The sequence below is a fragment of the Pseudonocardia terrae genome (genome assembly GCF_021343995.1).
Classification (GTDB): domain Bacteria; phylum Actinomycetota; class Actinomycetes; order Mycobacteriales; family Pseudonocardiaceae; genus Pseudonocardia; species Pseudonocardia terrae.
In genome coordinates this window covers 21,845-38,072 of record NZ_JAJTTE010000009.1, presented here as the reverse complement: position 1 = coordinate 38,072, position 16,228 = coordinate 21,845, and the positions used below count along the sequence as shown (strand labels likewise).

At 70.2% G+C, this 16,228-nt stretch carries 19 protein-coding genes; 2 read left to right on the top strand and 17 right to left on the bottom strand.

Annotated elements, in window-relative coordinates:
* Window positions 1-3: 3 nt before the first annotated feature.
* Together LWC33_RS08145 and LWC33_RS08140 are read right to left on the bottom strand one after the other, a co-directional pair.
* Complete coding sequence (locus LWC33_RS08145) at window positions 4-1,200, bottom strand: hypothetical protein (RefSeq protein WP_233303629.1); 1,197 nt, start codon at window positions 1,198-1,200, stop codon at window positions 4-6.
* Window positions 1,197-1,571, bottom strand: coding sequence for a PEP-utilizing enzyme (locus tag LWC33_RS08140; RefSeq protein ID WP_233303628.1), 375 nt, complete (start codon window positions 1,569-1,571; stop codon window positions 1,197-1,199). Before LWC33_RS08140 ends, LWC33_RS08145 begins: the two co-directional genes overlap by 4 nt.
* A 294-nt stretch (window positions 1,572-1,865) precedes the next feature.
* Between LWC33_RS08140 and LWC33_RS08135 the strand changes: the two genes are divergently transcribed.
* Window positions 1,866-2,156 carry a hypothetical protein gene (locus LWC33_RS08135; RefSeq protein ID WP_233303627.1) on the top strand — a complete coding sequence of 97 codons (291 nt, stop codon included), beginning with the start codon at window positions 1,866-1,868 and terminating at the stop codon, window positions 2,154-2,156.
* A gap of 83 nt (window positions 2,157-2,239) precedes the next feature.
* A complete protein-coding gene (locus LWC33_RS08130; RefSeq protein ID WP_233303626.1) occupies window positions 2,240-3,637 on the top strand; it encodes an LLM class flavin-dependent oxidoreductase in 1,398 nt (465 codons plus the stop codon).
* A 94-nt stretch (window positions 3,638-3,731) separates the two neighbouring features.
* Here the strand turns inward: LWC33_RS08130 and LWC33_RS08125 are convergent, their stop codons facing one another.
* The 15 genes from LWC33_RS08125 to LWC33_RS08055 are packed head-to-tail and all read right to left on the bottom strand — an operon-like array spanning window position 3,732 to window position 16,086.
* Complete coding sequence (locus LWC33_RS08125; protein ID WP_233303625.1) at window positions 3,732-4,046, bottom strand: Dabb family protein; 315 nt, start codon at window positions 4,044-4,046, stop codon at window positions 3,732-3,734.
* A 32-nt stretch (window positions 4,047-4,078) separates the two neighbouring features.
* Window positions 4,079-4,795: a GntR family transcriptional regulator gene (locus LWC33_RS08120; RefSeq protein WP_233303624.1), complete on the bottom strand. Its 717-nt coding sequence runs from the start codon at window positions 4,793-4,795 to the stop codon at window positions 4,079-4,081.
* A gap of 28 nt (window positions 4,796-4,823) precedes the next feature.
* Window positions 4,824-5,216, bottom strand: a complete 393-nt coding sequence (locus LWC33_RS08115) for a cupin domain-containing protein (protein WP_233303623.1) — start codon at window positions 5,214-5,216, stop codon at window positions 4,824-4,826.
* On the bottom strand, window positions 5,216-6,160 hold the full coding sequence (locus LWC33_RS08110) for an NAD(P)-dependent oxidoreductase (protein WP_255691255.1): 945 nt from the start codon (window positions 6,158-6,160) through the stop codon (window positions 5,216-5,218). The genes LWC33_RS08115 and LWC33_RS08110 overlap by 1 nt, the downstream gene beginning before the upstream one ends.
* A gap of 27 nt (window positions 6,161-6,187) precedes the next feature.
* Window positions 6,188-6,943, bottom strand: a complete 756-nt coding sequence (locus LWC33_RS08105; protein WP_233303621.1) for an SDR family NAD(P)-dependent oxidoreductase — start codon at window positions 6,941-6,943, stop codon at window positions 6,188-6,190.
* Window positions 6,943-7,344: a GlcG/HbpS family heme-binding protein gene (locus tag LWC33_RS08100; protein ID WP_233303620.1), complete on the bottom strand. Its 402-nt coding sequence runs from the start codon at window positions 7,342-7,344 to the stop codon at window positions 6,943-6,945. The genes LWC33_RS08105 and LWC33_RS08100 overlap by 1 nt, the downstream gene beginning before the upstream one ends.
* A 10-nt stretch (window positions 7,345-7,354) precedes the next feature.
* Complete coding sequence (locus LWC33_RS08095) at window positions 7,355-8,332, bottom strand: ABC transporter permease (RefSeq protein ID WP_233303619.1); 978 nt, start codon at window positions 8,330-8,332, stop codon at window positions 7,355-7,357.
* The gene (locus tag LWC33_RS08090; RefSeq protein ID WP_233303618.1) at window positions 8,329-9,342 is read right to left on the bottom strand and encodes an ABC transporter permease; all 1,014 of its coding nucleotides are present in this window, start codon (window positions 9,340-9,342) and stop codon (window positions 8,329-8,331) included. The genes LWC33_RS08095 and LWC33_RS08090 overlap by 4 nt, the downstream gene beginning before the upstream one ends.
* On the bottom strand, window positions 9,339-10,850 hold the full coding sequence (locus tag LWC33_RS08085; protein WP_233303617.1) for an ATP-binding cassette domain-containing protein: 1,512 nt from the start codon (window positions 10,848-10,850) through the stop codon (window positions 9,339-9,341). Before LWC33_RS08085 ends, LWC33_RS08090 begins: the two co-directional genes overlap by 4 nt.
* A 17-nt stretch (window positions 10,851-10,867) precedes the next feature.
* Window positions 10,868-11,965 carry an ABC transporter substrate-binding protein gene (locus tag LWC33_RS08080; protein ID WP_233303616.1) on the bottom strand — a complete coding sequence of 366 codons (1,098 nt, stop codon included), beginning with the start codon at window positions 11,963-11,965 and terminating at the stop codon, window positions 10,868-10,870.
* A 31-nt stretch (window positions 11,966-11,996) separates the two neighbouring features.
* Window positions 11,997-13,118 carry an NDMA-dependent alcohol dehydrogenase gene (locus LWC33_RS08075; protein ID WP_233303615.1) on the bottom strand — a complete coding sequence of 374 codons (1,122 nt, stop codon included), beginning with the start codon at window positions 13,116-13,118 and terminating at the stop codon, window positions 11,997-11,999.
* Between the two features lie 13 nt (window positions 13,119-13,131).
* Window positions 13,132-14,022 (bottom strand): NAD(P)-dependent oxidoreductase, encoded by an 891-nt coding sequence (locus tag LWC33_RS08070; protein WP_233303614.1) that lies wholly within the window; start codon window positions 14,020-14,022, stop codon window positions 13,132-13,134.
* On the bottom strand, window positions 14,015-14,410 hold the full coding sequence (locus LWC33_RS08065; RefSeq protein WP_233303613.1) for a carboxymuconolactone decarboxylase family protein: 396 nt from the start codon (window positions 14,408-14,410) through the stop codon (window positions 14,015-14,017). Before LWC33_RS08065 ends, LWC33_RS08070 begins: the two co-directional genes overlap by 8 nt.
* 54 nt (window positions 14,411-14,464) lie before the next feature.
* A complete protein-coding gene (locus LWC33_RS08060) occupies window positions 14,465-15,295 on the bottom strand; it encodes an SDR family NAD(P)-dependent oxidoreductase (RefSeq protein WP_233303612.1) in 831 nt (276 codons plus the stop codon).
* A gap of 17 nt (window positions 15,296-15,312) precedes the next feature.
* Window positions 15,313-16,086: an N-acyl homoserine lactonase family protein gene (locus tag LWC33_RS08055; RefSeq protein ID WP_233303611.1), complete on the bottom strand. Its 774-nt coding sequence runs from the start codon at window positions 16,084-16,086 to the stop codon at window positions 15,313-15,315.
* Window positions 16,087-16,228: the final 142 nt, after the last annotated feature.

Below are 16,228 nucleotides of genomic sequence, written 5' to 3'. Positions count from 1 at the left end.
CGGTCAGCCTCCCAGGGGTCGGAAGCAGCCGTCGCGGTCCTGGGGCACGAACACCCCGCCGATGAGCTGCAGTGCGGTGTTCGGGTCGGAGAACCTCTCGTAGGACCCGGCGATGCGCGGGGTGACGGACCAGTCGATCTCGTCGTAGCAGCCGGCGAGCCGCGCCCAGGCCTTGGTCTTCCACGCGTACATCTGCGTGGCGTAGAGGTTGCGCTCCTCCGGATCGGTCTCGGCGAGGCGCTGGTAGAGGGCCCGGTGGGCCTTGCGGATCGCCTTGGTCGCCTCGTCGATCTCGGCGAGGTCCAGCGGGCGCAGCACGTCGCCGTCGGTGCAGAACACCCGGGTCTCGAGGATGTCCGCCTGGTAGTCGCTCGGCGTGAACCAGGCGGTGCCCCAGACGTTGTTGTCCATCTTGACGTGCGCGGGCAGCCGGTAGGCGATCACGAAGTGGTGGTAGGGCAGCGTCTCGCGGATCCCGTCGAGCCAGGGGAAGTCGCCGTCGCCGTCGGCACAGGTCTCGCGCAGGGCGAGGAAGGTGCCGTCCTCCAGCTCGTAGGGGCCGGTGTCGCAGACCGCGGTGCGGGCGTCGCAGTTCTCCAGGAACGCGTAGGCGGTGAGCCGGGCGCCGAACTTGCGGATCGCCGTCTTGATCACGTCGTCGGCGGGCAGCAGGTGCGAGCGGATCTCGGCCAGCAGCCGGTCGCCGACGACGTGGCTGGAGTTCGCGGGCTCGGCGTCCATGTTGAACAGCACGCCGTCGGTGCGCATCGCGATCGTGGCCTCGCGCCAGAACCGCAGCACCTCGAGCTGGTCCTCCAGCCCGTCGGCGAGGGAGTTCTCGCCGAGGTCGACGAACAGCTCGCGACCGGTCAGGTAGTGCAGCGGCATCGCGGCCAGGTTGATGAAGCTGCGCTTGTTCCCGATCGGGAGCGCGCGGCGCACGAGCTCCGCGGGCGACGCGTGCTTGCGGATCGTCCGCAGCCGCTCGGGGACGCGGAGGTAGTCCTCCATCATCGCCATCAGGATGTAGGTGTTCATCCCGAACAGCTCGGACTCGAACACCGTCCGCGCCGAGAGCTCGGACTTGTAGGCGGCACCACCCACGTGGACCAGGTGGTTCCACTCCTCGAGCGTCGGCTCGTAGGAGGCGTCGGTGTAGAGCGCCTTGAGGTTCTCCGGCGCGATCGGCTCCGCTGTCACGCGCTGACCCCCGCCGCCACGGCGATCCGGGTGGTCTCGGCGTCCGACAGGTCGAGGACCACGGTGTCGCCGTCGGCGATCTCGCCGGACAGCTGCGCCGCGAGCACACACGGCACGTCGGACTCCCGGGAGAGGATCGCGAGGTGGGACTCGCGGCTGCCCGCGGTGCACACGATCGCCTTGAGGTCCGGCAGGATCGGGGACAGGAAGGTCATGCCGCCCTTGTTGACGAAGGCGATCGTCTCCTCGAGGTCGTCGTCGTCGATCGACAGGACGTCCGAGGTGTCGTGGAACCATCGGGCCGTGCCGCGCACCTCGCCGGCCGTGAAGAGGGTGACGCCCGTACCGACGTCCGTGAGCTCGCCGCTCATCGCTGCTCCGTCCCCGCCCCCACGCTGGGGCGCTCGTGACTCGGAAGCGCATCCGCGCTGGTGAGACGGTAGGGAGCGACGATCTCTGTGACCCAGTGCACTTAGGGGGACACCTGGGTGCGCCGCCGCCGGCGGCAATGGTCGACCCTCCGAGCGACTCATACCGCGTTCCGAACTTCGGCACCGGACCTCGACTTGACCTTGTGTCAAGTTGAGACCTCTGTGAGCCTTGTCACGGCGATCGAATGGTGAGGAGCCGGATCTGCCGGCGACCTGCCCCATCGGGAGGCAGCCATGAGCGCGACGCCCCGCGGTGTCGATCTGGGTTACGTGGGGCTCGACAAGTCCCTGCTGGTCAGCAAGGCCGAGCACGTCGGGACGATCTACCGGTGCCCGGCTGTCGCCTACATCGTCGATACGCCGCAGGGACGGATCCTGCGGGAAACCGGGCTGTCCGCGCAAGGGTCGGACGAGTGGCTCTCCGAATGGCAGGAGGTGGTGGATCTCGGGGCTGCCTCACCTGAGGCATGCCTGGAACTGCGTCTGAAGCAGTTCGGCACGACGAGACAGGAACCCGACATCTAGACGGCCGCGCGGAACTGAAGACGATCCGCTTCGACGAAGGCTACACATACGCGTAGCGGCGACGCACGAACGAGGAGAATTCGATGATCGAGATCGGGGTGTTCCACAACGGGGCATCGGACCTGCCGGCAAAGGAAGTACCGTGGAATGGCGCGGGCGTCGTCGTCAACGACGGCGACCTCCCCACCACACATCAGTCAGCCCAACGAACGATCGTCAACCAGGTCCGGCAAGGAGTCCTTGCCGACAAGCTGGGCTTCGACTACTGGTTCCAGACGGAACACCACTTCCAGCCCGAGGGCGCTGAACTCAGCCCCAACCCTTTACTCGGTGAGGCCGCGATCGCCGCGCGCACCAAGAGAATCAGGCTGGCGCAGGCGGCGAACATCATCACCTGGTGGCACCCGATCAGGATCGCCGAGCAAGCAGCGATGCTCGACGTGATCAGCGGAGGCCGGCTGGAATTCGGCATCGGACGCGGCTACCAGCCGCGCGAGAACGAGACCTTCGGGTGGCCTTATGGCTCCACCATTCAGGACCAGGAACGCAATCGGGCCTACTACGAAGAAGCCTACGAAATCATCCTGAAGGCTTGGACCCAGGACTCGTTCTCGCATCACGGGGAGTTCATGTCACTTCCGCCCTCGTACACGAAGTGGAACCACAAGCAAACCCTTGCCTACTTCAGCCAGCACGGGGTCGGTCGTGCGCTCGACGAGGTTCTCAAGGTGGGCGGACCGGACATGTACTCCGGGGGGAACCCAGTACAGGCGACCACCACCAAACTCCTCGAGTTCTCCGTGTATCCGCAACCGCTGCAGAAGCCGTACCCGCAGATGTGGGAGCCCTTGACCAGCCCTCGGTCCGTCAAGTGGGCCGCCGAGCGCGGCATCAACGGCTATTTCATCGTCGAGCCGAACTCCCGGCTCCGGAAGAACATCGACCTGTACTACGAAGCGGCGGAAGCGGCAGGGTGGCCCGACCGTCAGGACCGCGGTCAGTTCAAACGCGGCTGGGACGCGGACAAGCACCGCGGCGTGGTGACGTGTCGGTACATCCACGTCGTCGAGAAGGGTCTCGGCGACCTGGACCGGGCAGCACGGGCTATGAAGCTCCAGTGGGACTACTACGGGCCGTTCGGATTCGCGGCTGTGCTGGCCGAGGCCGACGAGCCGTTCTACGACCTGAACATGAAGGTTACCGCGGACATGCTCCGGGAGAAGAAGGTCGCCATCCACGGGTCGAAGCAGTACGTGATCGACTCGATCATGGAGATCAAGGAGCAGTGCGGCTATGAGGACTTCATGTTCAACGCCTGGTTCGAGCTCGGCGGCTTTCGAGGCGACGAGGTAGAGGGGCAGATGAGCTACTTCGCCGAGGAGATCATGCCAGTGTTGCGTCGGGAGTGCGGTGGTTCGCCCGAGTTGCCCCTCAGCACCGTCGACCTCGATGTCGAACCGAGGGCAGCGGCGCAGGCCTGATCCGTCACCCGACCCCGTCGCAGTTCCGCGGGCGGATCGGTAGCCGTGTCCCGAGCGTGCTTGGTCGCTCGGGACACGGCACCGGCTGTTCGCGTCACCCCTCGACGTCGGCCTGGACCGACAGCCAGCTCTCGCAGAGCCGCTCGAGGACCTCGGCGACGAGCGCACGGTGGCGGGGGTGGTCGAGGTAGCGGGCGAAGGTGTCGGCATCGGCGAAGGTGGTCGACAGCGTCGCGTCGGCGACCCGGGGGTTCTCGGGGTCGCGAAGCCCGAGATCGGTGTCGACCCGGGCCGGACCGGCCGCGAGCGGGGCCTCCGCCGCGAACTCCTGCAGGGCCGCGACGAACTTCTGCTTGTCGCCCTCCCCCAGGGGACGGCGGAGGCGGAAGAGGACGGTGTGGGACAGCATGGTCGGTACTCCTGTGAGGTCGTGGGGGTTGCTCAGGTGAGGTCGGACTCGATCTCGGCGAGGCGGCGGAGGCCGGAGCGCGCCGCGGCGCGGACGTGGGCGGCGCAGAGCTTCGCGGCCTGTGCCGCCTTGCCGGCCTCGATCGCCTCGACGACCAGGCGCAGCTCCTCCACGGCCTCCCTGGCCCGGCCCGGCTCGGACAGCGACGTCGCGCGCATCGCCCGGACCCGCCCCTGGGCGCTGGCCAGCAACTGCTGGATCGGCGCGCTGTCCGCCCCGTCCAGCAGCACCCGGTAGAGCTCGTCCTTGGCCACGAGCGCCGAGACGGCACCGTCCTCGGACGCGCGGGCGTACTCGTCGAACGCAACGCGCAGGGCCGCCCGCTGAGCTTCCGTGGCCCGCTCGACGAACCGGCGCACGGCCAGTGCCTCGAGGCTGGCGCGGATCTCGTAGAGGTCGGCGGCGTCCTCCGCGGTGGGGACGGTGACGACCGCCCCCTTCTGCGGGACGATCGTGACCAGGCCCTCGGCAGACAGCTGGCCCAGCACCTCGCGCACCGTCGACCGCGACACGCCGAGGTGCTCGATCAGCTCCCGCTCCACCAGGCGCTGGCCCGGCTTGAGCTCGAAATCCATGATCGCCTGGCGCACGATGCCGAGCACCTGGTCGCGCAGCGGCGCCGCGACCCGCCCGACCTGCGCGTTCTTCCACGCGGACGGCTGTTCCGCGGACTGCACGGCTCTGCTCATCCCTGTCCTCCCCCGCAGAACGCGACGGTCAGCCGCCGACGACGGCCGCGTAGTCCGCGTCGGCGACGGCCTCGGCCCACCCGGTCGTGCCGAGGGAGACCGCGCGGTGGATGAGGTAGCTGTCCCGCGCCGCGCCGTGCCAGTGCCGCTCCCCCGCCGGGACCCAGACGACGTCCCCCTGCTCGATCCGAGCCGGTTCGGCGCCGTCCGGGCACACGAACCCACTGCCGGACAGCACGATCAGCAGCTGGCCGTGTTCGTGATGGTGCCAGAAGGTGCGCGCCTCCGGGGAGAAGAACACGTCGTTGATCGTGGTGCCGTCCGTGGTGGGGACGACCGAGTCGGCCCAGACGGTGCCGGTGAAGGTGTCGGTCTTGGCCGTCGAGGCGGAGCCTTCGAGCCGGCGACGTGCGACGTACATCAGTTCTCCTCCACGGGCCACGGCTCGGCGACGCGCACGCCGCCCGAGATGTCGCCGATCGCGTCGACGACACGGTTGCTGATCTTCTGGGCGTAGCCGGTGTTGTTGGCCAGCCCGAAGCTCGCGAGCGGACCGGCGGCGTTCAGCGAGGCCACCCCGAGCTGCTGGGCGAGATCGAGGTAGAGCGTGACGTCCTTGGTCATCAGGGCGCTGGTCAGGCCGCCCTCGAGGTAGTCGCCGTGGACGATCTTCGGGAAGCGGTTGAGCGTGGCGAAGTTGACACCGCTCGAGGTGTTGAGCACCTCGAGCAGCACGTCGAGGTCCAGGCCCGCCTTCTTCCCCGCCACCATGACCTCCGCGGTGGACGCGAGCGCGACGGCGTTGAGGAAGTTGTTGAGCAGCTTGGCGGTGTGGCCCGCGCCGGGCCCGCCCATGTCGTGGACCTTCGAGGCGATCGGCGCGAAAACGTCCTCGAGCTCGGCGAGCACGCCCGCGTCGCCACCCGCCATGATCGTCAGCGCGCCCTTCTCGGCCGCCGCGGCACCGCCGGAGATCCCGGCGTCGACGTACCGGACGCCGCGCTCGGCGAGCAGGCCGTGGATCCGCCGCGTCGATGCGGGCGCGGCCGTGCTCAGGTCGGCGACGACCTGCCCCTCCCGGCACGAGGCCAGGACCCCCTCCTCACCGAGCACGACGGCCTCGACGACCGTGCTGTCCGGCAGGCTGAGCAGGATCACGTCGCTGTCGCGCGTCACGGCGGCCACGGACTCCGCGACGTCACCACCCGAGGCCTTGGCTACCTCCGGGTCCCTGTCGTACGCGAGGACCGGGCGTCCGGCCGCGACGAGGCAGCGGGCCATACGGCCGCCCATGTTCCCGACACCGATGAATCCGATCCGACGGCTGGGCACGTCGTCGGCCTCCTTCCGCGGGGTGGCCCGCATTGTATGACGAGCGGACGAGCTGATGGCTCAACCCGCCCCGCCGTTGACGACGAGCGCCTGGCCCGTCATGTACGAGGAGTCCGCCGACGCGAGGAAGACCATCGCGCCCGCGATCTCCTCCGGGGTGCCCTGCCGGCGCAACGGGACGTTCGTCGCGACGTCGTCGGCCACCGCCTGCGGACCGCCGAGGAACTCGATGACCGGGTCGTTGAACGCCGTGTCGACCCAGCCCGGGCAGAGCGCGTTGGCCCGCACGCCGAACGGGCCGACCTCCTTGGCCAGCACCTTCGTGAAGGCGACGATCGCACCCTTCGACGCCGAGTACGCCGACAGGCTGGGCGGCCCACCATGGGTCCCGGCGATCGAGGAGGTGTTGACAATCGCCGAGTCCGGTGTGTTCTTCAGGTACGGCCGCGCGTACTTCGCGAAGAGGAAGCAGGAGCCGGCGTTGATCCGCAGGGTGTCGGCCCAGTCCGCGTAGGCGAACTCCTCGACGACGCCGCTGCGCTGGATACCCGCGTTGTTGACGACGACGTCGAGCCCGCCGAGGAACCCGACGGCTTCCTCCACCGCCTTCTGCACGGCGTCCGGGTCGCCGACGTCGGCGAGGTGCGACCGGGCCCGCCGCCCGCGCGCACGGACCGCGCCGGCGGTCTCGGCCACGCGGGGGTCGATGTCGACCAGGAACAGATCCGCGCCCTCGTCGGCGAAACGCTCCGCGGCGGCCCGGCCGATGTTGGCCACGCACCCGGTGAGCAGGACCTTCTTGCCCTCGAGGCGCATCAGAACGCCCCTGCCGCGTGGGTGGCGACGTCGAGGTCCTGCTCGGCGCTGCCGCCGGACACCCCGATCGCGCCGACGACCTCGCCGTCCACCGAGAGCGGGAGGCCGCCGGGGATGGTGCAGACGACCCCGCCGCCCACGGACTCCAGCCCGTAGAACGGGCCGCCGGGCCCGGTGAACTTCTGTGTCTCGTGTGTCGGGGTGAGCAGCGAGCGGGCCGTGAACGCCTTGGCCTTCGCGACCTCGGCCGTGAACACCGGGGCGCCGGGCTGGCGGGCGAATGCGACCAGCTCGCGGGTCTCGTCGAGCACGGCCACGCTCACCGGGCACGCGATCTCGGCCGCCCGGTCGAGGGCCGCGGCGACGAGCCGGGCCGCGACCGGATAGGGCACTGCGGACATGGCTTCCCTTCTAGGACTTGCGGAACACAGGGTTTCGGGCCACCGCGAGCACCACCACGATCAAGAGGCCCTCGACGATGTTCTGCACCGCGGAGCTGACGTGCGCGACATTGACGAGGGTGACCAGCAGGGTGAGCAGCATGGCGCCCGCCCACACCCCCGGCACCACGCCGCGGCCGCCCGCGATGAGCGATCCGCCGAGCACGACGACGGCGATGGACTCCAGTTGGAACGGCGTGCCGAGCTCCAGCGACGGGCCGCCGGCGTGCGCGGCGAGCAGGATGCCCGCCAGGCCGGCCAGCGCGGCGGACAGCACGAACGCCGCCGCCCGGACCAGCCGCGGGTCGATCCCGGCGAGCCGCGCCGCGGTGGCGCTCTGCCCCACGGCCTCGGTGCGCCGCCCGTAGCTGGTGCGCTTGAGCAGCACCGCGAACACGATCGTCAGCAGGACACCGAAGATCGCGAAGATCGGGAACGGGCCCCAGTTGCCGTCGACGAAGCTCGACAGGCCCGGGCTCGGCACGCCGGTGCTGTTGCTGGAGAACACCAGGATCGCGGTCTGGATGGTGAAGCCGACGGCCAGCGTGCCGACGAGCGGCGGCATCCCGACGACCTCGACGAGCAGCGCGTTGACCAGCCCCGCCCCGATGCCGACGGCGATCGCGACGATCAGGCCGAGCACGAGGTTGCCGTCGTCCCCGTTCATGACCTGGCTGCCCAGGTAGGCGCTGATCGTCATGACGAAGGGCACGGAGAGGTCGATGCCTCCGTTGCCCGAGGTGATCACGAAGAGCTGGCCGATGCCGACCATGACCAGGTAGGTGGCCACGCTGGCGCCGATGGCGAGCGTGCCCCACAGCCCGTTGCCGGAGACCAGCCAGGTGGCCAGCCAGATGACGAGTGCTCCGACGAAGGCAGGCAGCGCGGGCGAGCGGGTGATCTTCGTGAGCACGGGCTCGCGCGACGGCGCGGCGAGTGTGGCGGTCATGCCAGGCCTCCGGTCTCGACACGGCGGCGCCACCAGGTCACGCCGGCCCGCAGGACGAGGATCAGGACGAGCACGAGGCCCTGGGTGCCGACCTGGTAGCTCGAGGGGACGTCCAGGAACTGCAGAAGGGTGGCGATCAGGCCGATGACCAGCGCACCGGCCACGGTGCCGACCGGCGAGATGTCGCCTCCGCGGAAGCTGCCGCCGCCGACGATCACGCCGGCGATCGACAGCAGCACGTAGCTGGTGGCGATGTTCGGGTCGCCCGAGGCGGCCTGCCCGGAGAGCACGATCCCGGAGAGCACGCCGAGCAGCCCGGCGATGCCGTACAGCGCCATCTTGGTGCGCACCACGGACCAGCCGGCCCGGCGGATGCCCTCTGGGTTGCTCCCGGAGCCGCGCAGCACCGCGCCGTAGCGGGTGCGGTTGAGGAACAGCGCGACCACCACCGTCACCACGACGATCGCGACGATCGTCCCGGGAACCAGCGGCGGCGACCAGTCCACGAAGGACACGATGCCCTCCGGCACGGTGCCGCCCGGCGTCGGCAGGATCAGGATGGCCAGGCCGAGCCACACGAACGACATGCCCAGGGTCACGATGATGGACGGCAGCCGCCGCACCGCGATGAGCATCCCCATCAGGGCGTAGGCGACCACGAGCCCGATCAGCAGCAGGATGCCGGGCAGCGTGTGGGTGGGCAGGATCGCCGCGACGGTCACGTTGACCAATCCGACGAACGAGCCGATGCCCAGGTCCACGTCGCCAGCGGCGATCACGAACATCTGCGCCAGGCACGCGAGCACCAGCGGCAGAAGGCTGGACAGCAGCAGCGACAGGCCGAGGTAGCTCGACGCCGCCGGGGCCACCGCGAAGATCACCACGAACATGATCACCGCGGCGACGACCGGGAGGAACCAGGAGCCCAGCGTCCCGCCGGGGACGCTCAGGCGCTTGGGCGCAGTGGGTGGAGGCACGGTCCCGGACCGGACCTTGACGCTCTGGGTCATGACGCACCTGACAAGGAGGAGGGGGCTCCGGCGAAGGAGGAGGAGAGAATGGCGTCCTCGGTGGCCTCGGAGCCCGCCAGGACGGCGACGATCTCGTTGCTGCGGAAGACGAGCACCCGGTCGCAGTGCCGGAGCTCCTCGTTCTCGGTGGAGTACCAGACCACGCACTGGCCCTCGGCGGCCTGCCGCCGCAGCAGGGCGTAGACGTCCTCCTTGGTGGACTGGTCCACGCCGCGGGTCGGGTCCTCGAGCAGCAGCAGGTCCGAGTCCTCGGCCATGGCACGGGCCATGAGCGCCTTCTGCTGCGTGCCGCCGGAGAGGCTGACGATCGGGTCCTCCGGGCCGCCCTTGATGCCCAGCTTGGGCCACCAGCCGTCGACGAGCCTGCGCTCGGCTCCCCGCGACAGGAACCCGGCGGTGCTGAGCCGCTTGAGGTTCGCGATCGTGACGTTCTGGCCGACGTCCCAGTAGCGGAAGATGCCGCGGTCGCCGCGGTCACCGCTGACGTAGGCCACGGTGCCGTCGACGGTCACGTCCTGGCGCAGGGTCCGCTTCGGTCCCGGCAGCCGGGAGCGGGCGGCCTTGGCGAGCGCCTCCAGCACGGCCACCTGGCCGTGGCCCTCGAGCCCGCCGAGGCCGATGATCTCTCCGGCACGGAGCTCGATCTCGGCTCCCGTGGCGCGGTCGCCGATGTGCACGCGCACCGGTGCGTCGCCCGGGACCGGGGGCCGCTCCACGTCGGAGACCGTCCGCTCGCGCGCGGCCTCGTGCCCGCCGATACCCATCGCCGCGACCAGCGACTCCTTGGTCGACGTGGCGGCGACCTCCTCGGAGACGATCCGCCCGTCCCGCATGATGTACAGCCGCGAGAGGTTGTCGATCATCTCGTGCAGCCGGTGCGTGGTGACGATCGCCGACAGGCCCTCCGCCGCGCGCCGGTGCAGGTAGGCGTAGAAGCTCTCCGTGGAGCTGGCGTCCAGTGACGAGGTCGGCTCGTCGAGGATCACCAGCTTCGCCGGCACCTCCCCCGGGAGCATCGCGGCGGCGCACTCGATCATCTGGCGGCGCGCGATCGAGAGGTCCCGGATCTGCTGCTGCCGGCGGATCCCGTGCCCGGGGAACATCTCGTCCAGCACCGTCTGCAGGTGGTTCCAGGCCGCCGTGCGCCACGAGGTACCGCGTGCGGAACGGTCGAACACGGCCGCGGTCTCGTCGACGCGCAGCGCCGGGCAGAGCGACAGCTCCTGGAAGACGATCCGGATGCCCAGCGCGTCCGCCGACGCGACGGGAACCGTGGCGTCGCGGGTGGTGCCGTCGAGCGTGACCGTGCCGGCGTCCCCGGCCAACCGGCCGGTGACGACGTTGAGCACGGTGCTCTTGCCGGCACCGTTGTGCCCGGCGATGCCGATCAGCTCGCCACGGGCCAGCCGGAACGCGGCGTCGTCGACCGCGAGGGTCGACCCGAACCGCTTGGTCACGCCTTCGACCGAGAGCAGGGTCTCGCTCATGTCTCCGCCTCCGGTGGTCATTGCGCCGCCTCCGGCAACGGGGAGTCGACGTGCAGCGGGTTGCCCGAGGCCGACGCGTCGATGAAGCGCTGCGAGTCCTCCTGGGAGAGCACCTTGTTCGCGACCTCGCCGTAGCCGAGGTGACCCGCCCACGCGTCCCGGTTCTGCTCGGGGATGGTGAGCACCGGCGCGTAGACCAGCTTCGGCACCGGCTTGCCCGCCAGCACGTTGACCGCGACCCACATCGCCACGGTCGACATCGACGGGTACGAGGAGACCGACATCGTGGTGTACCCCGGGACCTGCTGGGCGACCTTCTGCCAGACCTGCAGGTCCTGTCCGGTGTTGCCCATGACGACGAGCGGCAGCGGGTTCACGTTCGCCTGCCGGAAGGCCTGCATCGCGCCGCCGCCGTCGTTGCCCTCGGTGAGCACGGCGTCGATCTTCGGCAGGGACGGGAGCACCCCGGCGACCTGCTGCTGGGCGACGGACTCGGTGAACTGGCCGTAGACCTCGCTCACGAGCTTCATGTCCGGGTACTTCTTCAGCACGTTCTGGACGCCGGCGTAGACGTCGTTGTCCACGGAGTTGCCCGGGATGCCCCGGACCATGAGGATGTTCCCCTTGCCGCCCAGGCGCTGCGCGACGTACTCGGTCTCCAGCTCGCCGTACTTCACGTAGTCCGTGGCGACCTTGTAGGCGCAGTCCGCGGTGACCAGCGAGTCGAACGCCACCACGGTGATCCCGGCGTCGCAGGCCTTCTGGATCGAGCCGTTGAGCGCGGTCGGGGACGCCGCCTCGACCAGGATCGCCCTGTAGCCCTGGATGATCATCGACTGGATCTGCGCGGCCTGCTGCGGCACGGATCCGTTGGAGTCCGCGACCGAGTACTTGCCGATGATCCCGGTCTTCTGCGCGTCGGTGGCCCCGCTCTGGAAGCTGGAGACCATCTCCTTGCGCCAGTTGTTGCCGGTGTAGTAGGTCGACAGCCCGATGCTCGGCGCGGCGCCGGGCTCCGTCGACGGCCCGGCGCCGCACGCGGCGACCAGGCAGGTCAGTGCGGCGAGCCCCGCCGCCAGCAGCGCGGGGCGCCGCCGGGCAGATCTGACGTTCACAGCCCAACCTCCTTGGTGGGGTGGATCGGACCTAGTCGAAGCGGACGACGCCGCGGATGATCGTCCCGTTGTGCATGTCCTCGTAGGCCGAGGCGACCTGGTCGAGCGAGTACTCCTTGGTGATCAGCTCGTCGAGCTTCAGCCGGCCGTCCCGGTACATCTGGATCTGGCGCGGGATGTCGCCCTTCGGGCTGCACGAGCCGAAGTGCGTGCCCTGGATCCGCTTCTGGTAGGTCACCAGCTCGGTGATCGGCGCCGGGATGCCGACCTCGGTCATGTCGCCGATCCCGGTGCACACGAGGACGCCGGCCTTGCGGATGGCGGCGAAGCCCTTCGCGATGTGCTCGCCGGTGGTGCGGCCGACCGTGACGACCGCGACGTCGCAGCCCTGCCCGTTGGTGAGGCTGCGGCCGTACTCGATGGCCTCGTCGACGTCGGCGAACGCGCGGGTGGCGCCGAGCTCGAGGGCCTTCTCCCGCTTGAACTCCACCGGATCCACGCCGATGACGTGGTCCGCCCCGGCGTGGCGGGCGCCCTGCACCGCGTTCATGCCGACACCGCCGACGCCCATCACCATCACGACGTCGCCCGCGCCGACCTGGCCGGCGTTGACCGAGGAGCCCCAACCGGTGCCCACCGCGCAACCGAGCAGGCAGATCTTCTCCAGCGGCAGGTCCTTCGGCACCTTGACCGCGGACTGGGTGCTGATCACGGTGCGTTCGGCGAAGGTGCCCAGCCCGCACATCTGGCCGACGGGCGAGCCGTCGTCCAGGTGCACGCGGTAGCTCCCGAGATCGTCGAAGCGCCCACCCATCAGGAGGGTCGCCCCGAGGTCGCAGAGGTTCTGCATGCCCGCGGCACACCAGCGGCACTGCCCGCACGAGGGCAGGAACGAGGTGACGATGTGGTCGCCGACCTCCCAGCCGGGGGTGTGCGGGCCGACGGCCTCGACGACACCGCCGCCCTCGTGGCCACCGAGCCAGGGGTACACGGCCGGGACCATGTCGCCGGTGGCGAAGTGGTCGTCGGAGTGGCACATGCCCGTGGCCACCATCCGCACCCGGATCTCGCCCTGGCGCGGGTCGTCGAACTCGAGGTCGACGGTCTCGTAGGTGCCGGGCGCCTTCCGGATGATCGCACCGCGTGTCTTCATGACGTCCTCGTCCTCACTCGTCAGTACTGTTCTGCCCGCTCAGCCAGCGGGCGATCTCGGTGTGGTCGGCGTTCTCGGGAAGGTCGTCGGCCGCGCGCTTCCAGAGCGCGAGCGCGTCGTGCGAGAGCGGGGACGGCACGCCGGTCGACTCGGCCAGCGCGACCGCGATCCCCATGTCCTTCACCATCAGCCGCAGCCCGAAGCCGGAGTCGTAGGTCTCCGGGACGATGAAGTCCGGCCACTTCTTCTCGGTGGAGCCGCTGCGGCCGCTGCTCGTGTTGATCGCGTCGAGCACCTGGCCGACGTCCAGCCCGAACCTCCGGGCGACGAGCATCGCCTCGCTCGTCACGAGCAGGTGCGTGGCCGAGAGCAGGTTGTTCAGCGCCTTCACCGCGTCCCCGGCGCCGGCGGGGCCCACGTGCAGCACCCGCGAGCCCAGGACCTCCAGCAGCGGGCGGGCCCGCGCGACGTCGGCGTCCGCGCCGCCGGCGACGATGGTGAGCGAACCGGCCCGCGCCCCGGAGACGCCACCGGAGACCGGCGCGTCCACGTAGGCGACGCCGCTCTTGGCCGCCAGCTCGGCGATCCGGCGGGTGGCCTCGGGCTCCGACGAGCCCATGTCCACGACCAGCGTCCCGCCCGGCAGGGCCGCCAAGACGCCGGTGTCGAACAGGAGAACGTCGACCACCCGGGAGTCGGGCAGCATGAGGACCACGACGTCCGCCCCGTCGACCGCGCGCAGCGGGTCCGCCTCGGCGACGCCGCCCGCCTCGGTCAGTGCCGAACGGGCCGCCTCGCTCAGGTCGCTGCCGGTCACCGGGTAGCCGGCGGCCACCAGGTTGCCCGCCATGGGCAGGCCCATCCGGCCGAGGCCGACGAACGCGACCCGCGGCTGCTCACTCATCCGCCATCTCCATCAGCACGCGCTCGGCCACACGGAAGGACTCGAGGGCGGCGGGAACGCCGCAGTAGATCGCGGTCTGCATGAGGACCTCCTGGATCTCCTCCTGCGTGCAGCCGTTGTTGATCGCGCCGCGGACGTGGACGCCCAGCTCGTGCATGCGGTTGAGCGCGGTGAGGATCGCGAGGTTCAGCAGGCTGCGCGTCTTGCGTTCGACGCCGGGCCGGTCCCAGATCTCGCCCCAGCAGTACCGGGTGACGAGCTCCTGGATCGGCCGGCCGAACTCGCTGACGTTGCCGAGGGATCGGTCGACGTGCGCCGACCCGAGGACCTCGCGCCGAATCCCGAGACCCCGTTCGTAGAGGTCGTCGGTGGACTCGGTGACGGACATGGACGTGCTCCTGTCGGTTCGGTGTCGCGGTTCGGGAGGTGGTTCGGCCCGGGGTCAGCCGTACATCTGCCGGTCGACGGCCTCGTGGTCCCAGGCGCCGGCCCCGCCGGAGGGGCGGACCGACGACAGCACCGCCGAGCCGCCGTCGGCGCTCACACAGCTGCCGGTCACGTACCCGGCCCCGGGGCCGAGCAGGAAGGTGGCGACCGAGGCGATCTCCTGGGGCGTGCCGGCCCGGCGCAACGGGCTCGTCGACGCGCGTTGCCGCATGTCGTCGCGGCCGCCCGGCTTGTCGGCGTTCGCGGCGAAGAGCTCGGTGGGGACGATGCCGGGCGCGACGGCGTTGACCCGGATGCCCAGCGGACCGCCGTAGACCGCGGCGCCGTGCAGCAGACCGAGCACCGCGTGCTTCGAGGTCTGGTAGGCGATCAGGTCCGCGCTGCCGCGCAGGCTCGCGATCGAGGCGGTCAGCACGACCGCGCCGGTGGCCTCGCGGCGGCGGTAGTCGCGGAACGCGGCCCGCAGACCGAGGAACATGCCCCGGACGTTCACCGCCATCGTCCGGTCGAAGTCGGCGACGTCGAGGTCCGGGAAGGGCGCCAGCGAGCTGCCGATCCCGGCGTTGAGGTGGTGCAGGTCGACCCGCCCGAACCGGGCGACGGCGGCGGACATGTACGCGTCGACGGTGGCCTCGTCGGCCACGTCGCCGACCACGGCGACCGACTCGGTCGGTAGCTCGGCCGCGAGCTTCTCCGCGGCCCCGCCGTCGACGTCGACGACCACCACGTGCGCACCCGCGGCGGCGAGCAGCTCGCAGGTCGCGCGGCCGATGCCGTGGGCCCCGCCGGTGACGACGGCGACCTGGTCCTGATGGACGGATGTCACAGGGGAACTCCGGGAGGTCAGGGGATCTGGACGATGTCGGGGGCGACGGCGGTGAAACGCTCCCGCACCAGGGGGTCGTGCCCGGCGACGACGGAGGTGCGGGGTGCCTGCGCGAGCTCGGCCACCCTGTCGAAGGCGCGGTACATCGCGGCGAGGTCCGCGACGGAGTGGAACGGGCGGTCCCGCTCCACCTCCTCGTAGTAGTGCACCGCGTCCGAGGCCAGGACGACCGTGCCGGCAGCTGTCTCGACGTTCACCACGAGCTGGCCGGGTGTGTGCCCGCCGACCTGGACGAACGAGACGCCCGGGGCGACCTCGCCCTCGCCGTGGACCATCGTCAGCCGGTCGTCGCCGCGCAGCTTCTCGAGGTACCGGAGCTCCTCGGCCTCGACGGAGGTCGCGAACTGCAGCCGCGTCGCCATCGGCGAGGTCCAGAAGTCGTACTCCTGCTCGGCGATCAGGATCTGGGCCTCCGGGAAGACCGACAGGTTCCCGATGTGGTCGTAGTGCGCGTGGCTGACGACCACGGTGTCCACCGAGCCGGGCGCGAGGCCGAGGCGGGCCAGCAGGTCCACGGGATCGGCGAGCGTCGTGCGGGCCCGCTTGTCCCCGCCCGAGCGGGAGAAGCCGGTGTCGACGAGCACGCAGCGATCGCCCCGACGCACGACCCAGAAGTAGTAGTCCATGTCCACCGGCTCGTCGGCCTCGTCGTAGAGCCAGTGGTTCAGATAGACCTTCGACTTCGTCGTGCTGCGCGTTCCGTAACGCACCGCGTACACCTGGTTGTCCATTGCAGACCTTCACCTCGCCGTGATGTCGGATCGTCTGGCAATCCGACAACGCGGGACTCAAGCCGCTGCCGGGCCGGATGTCAAGAGGCTCGTGAGGATTGACGACCGAACGTCGAGCATCCTACGGTTCGTCTGACAATCA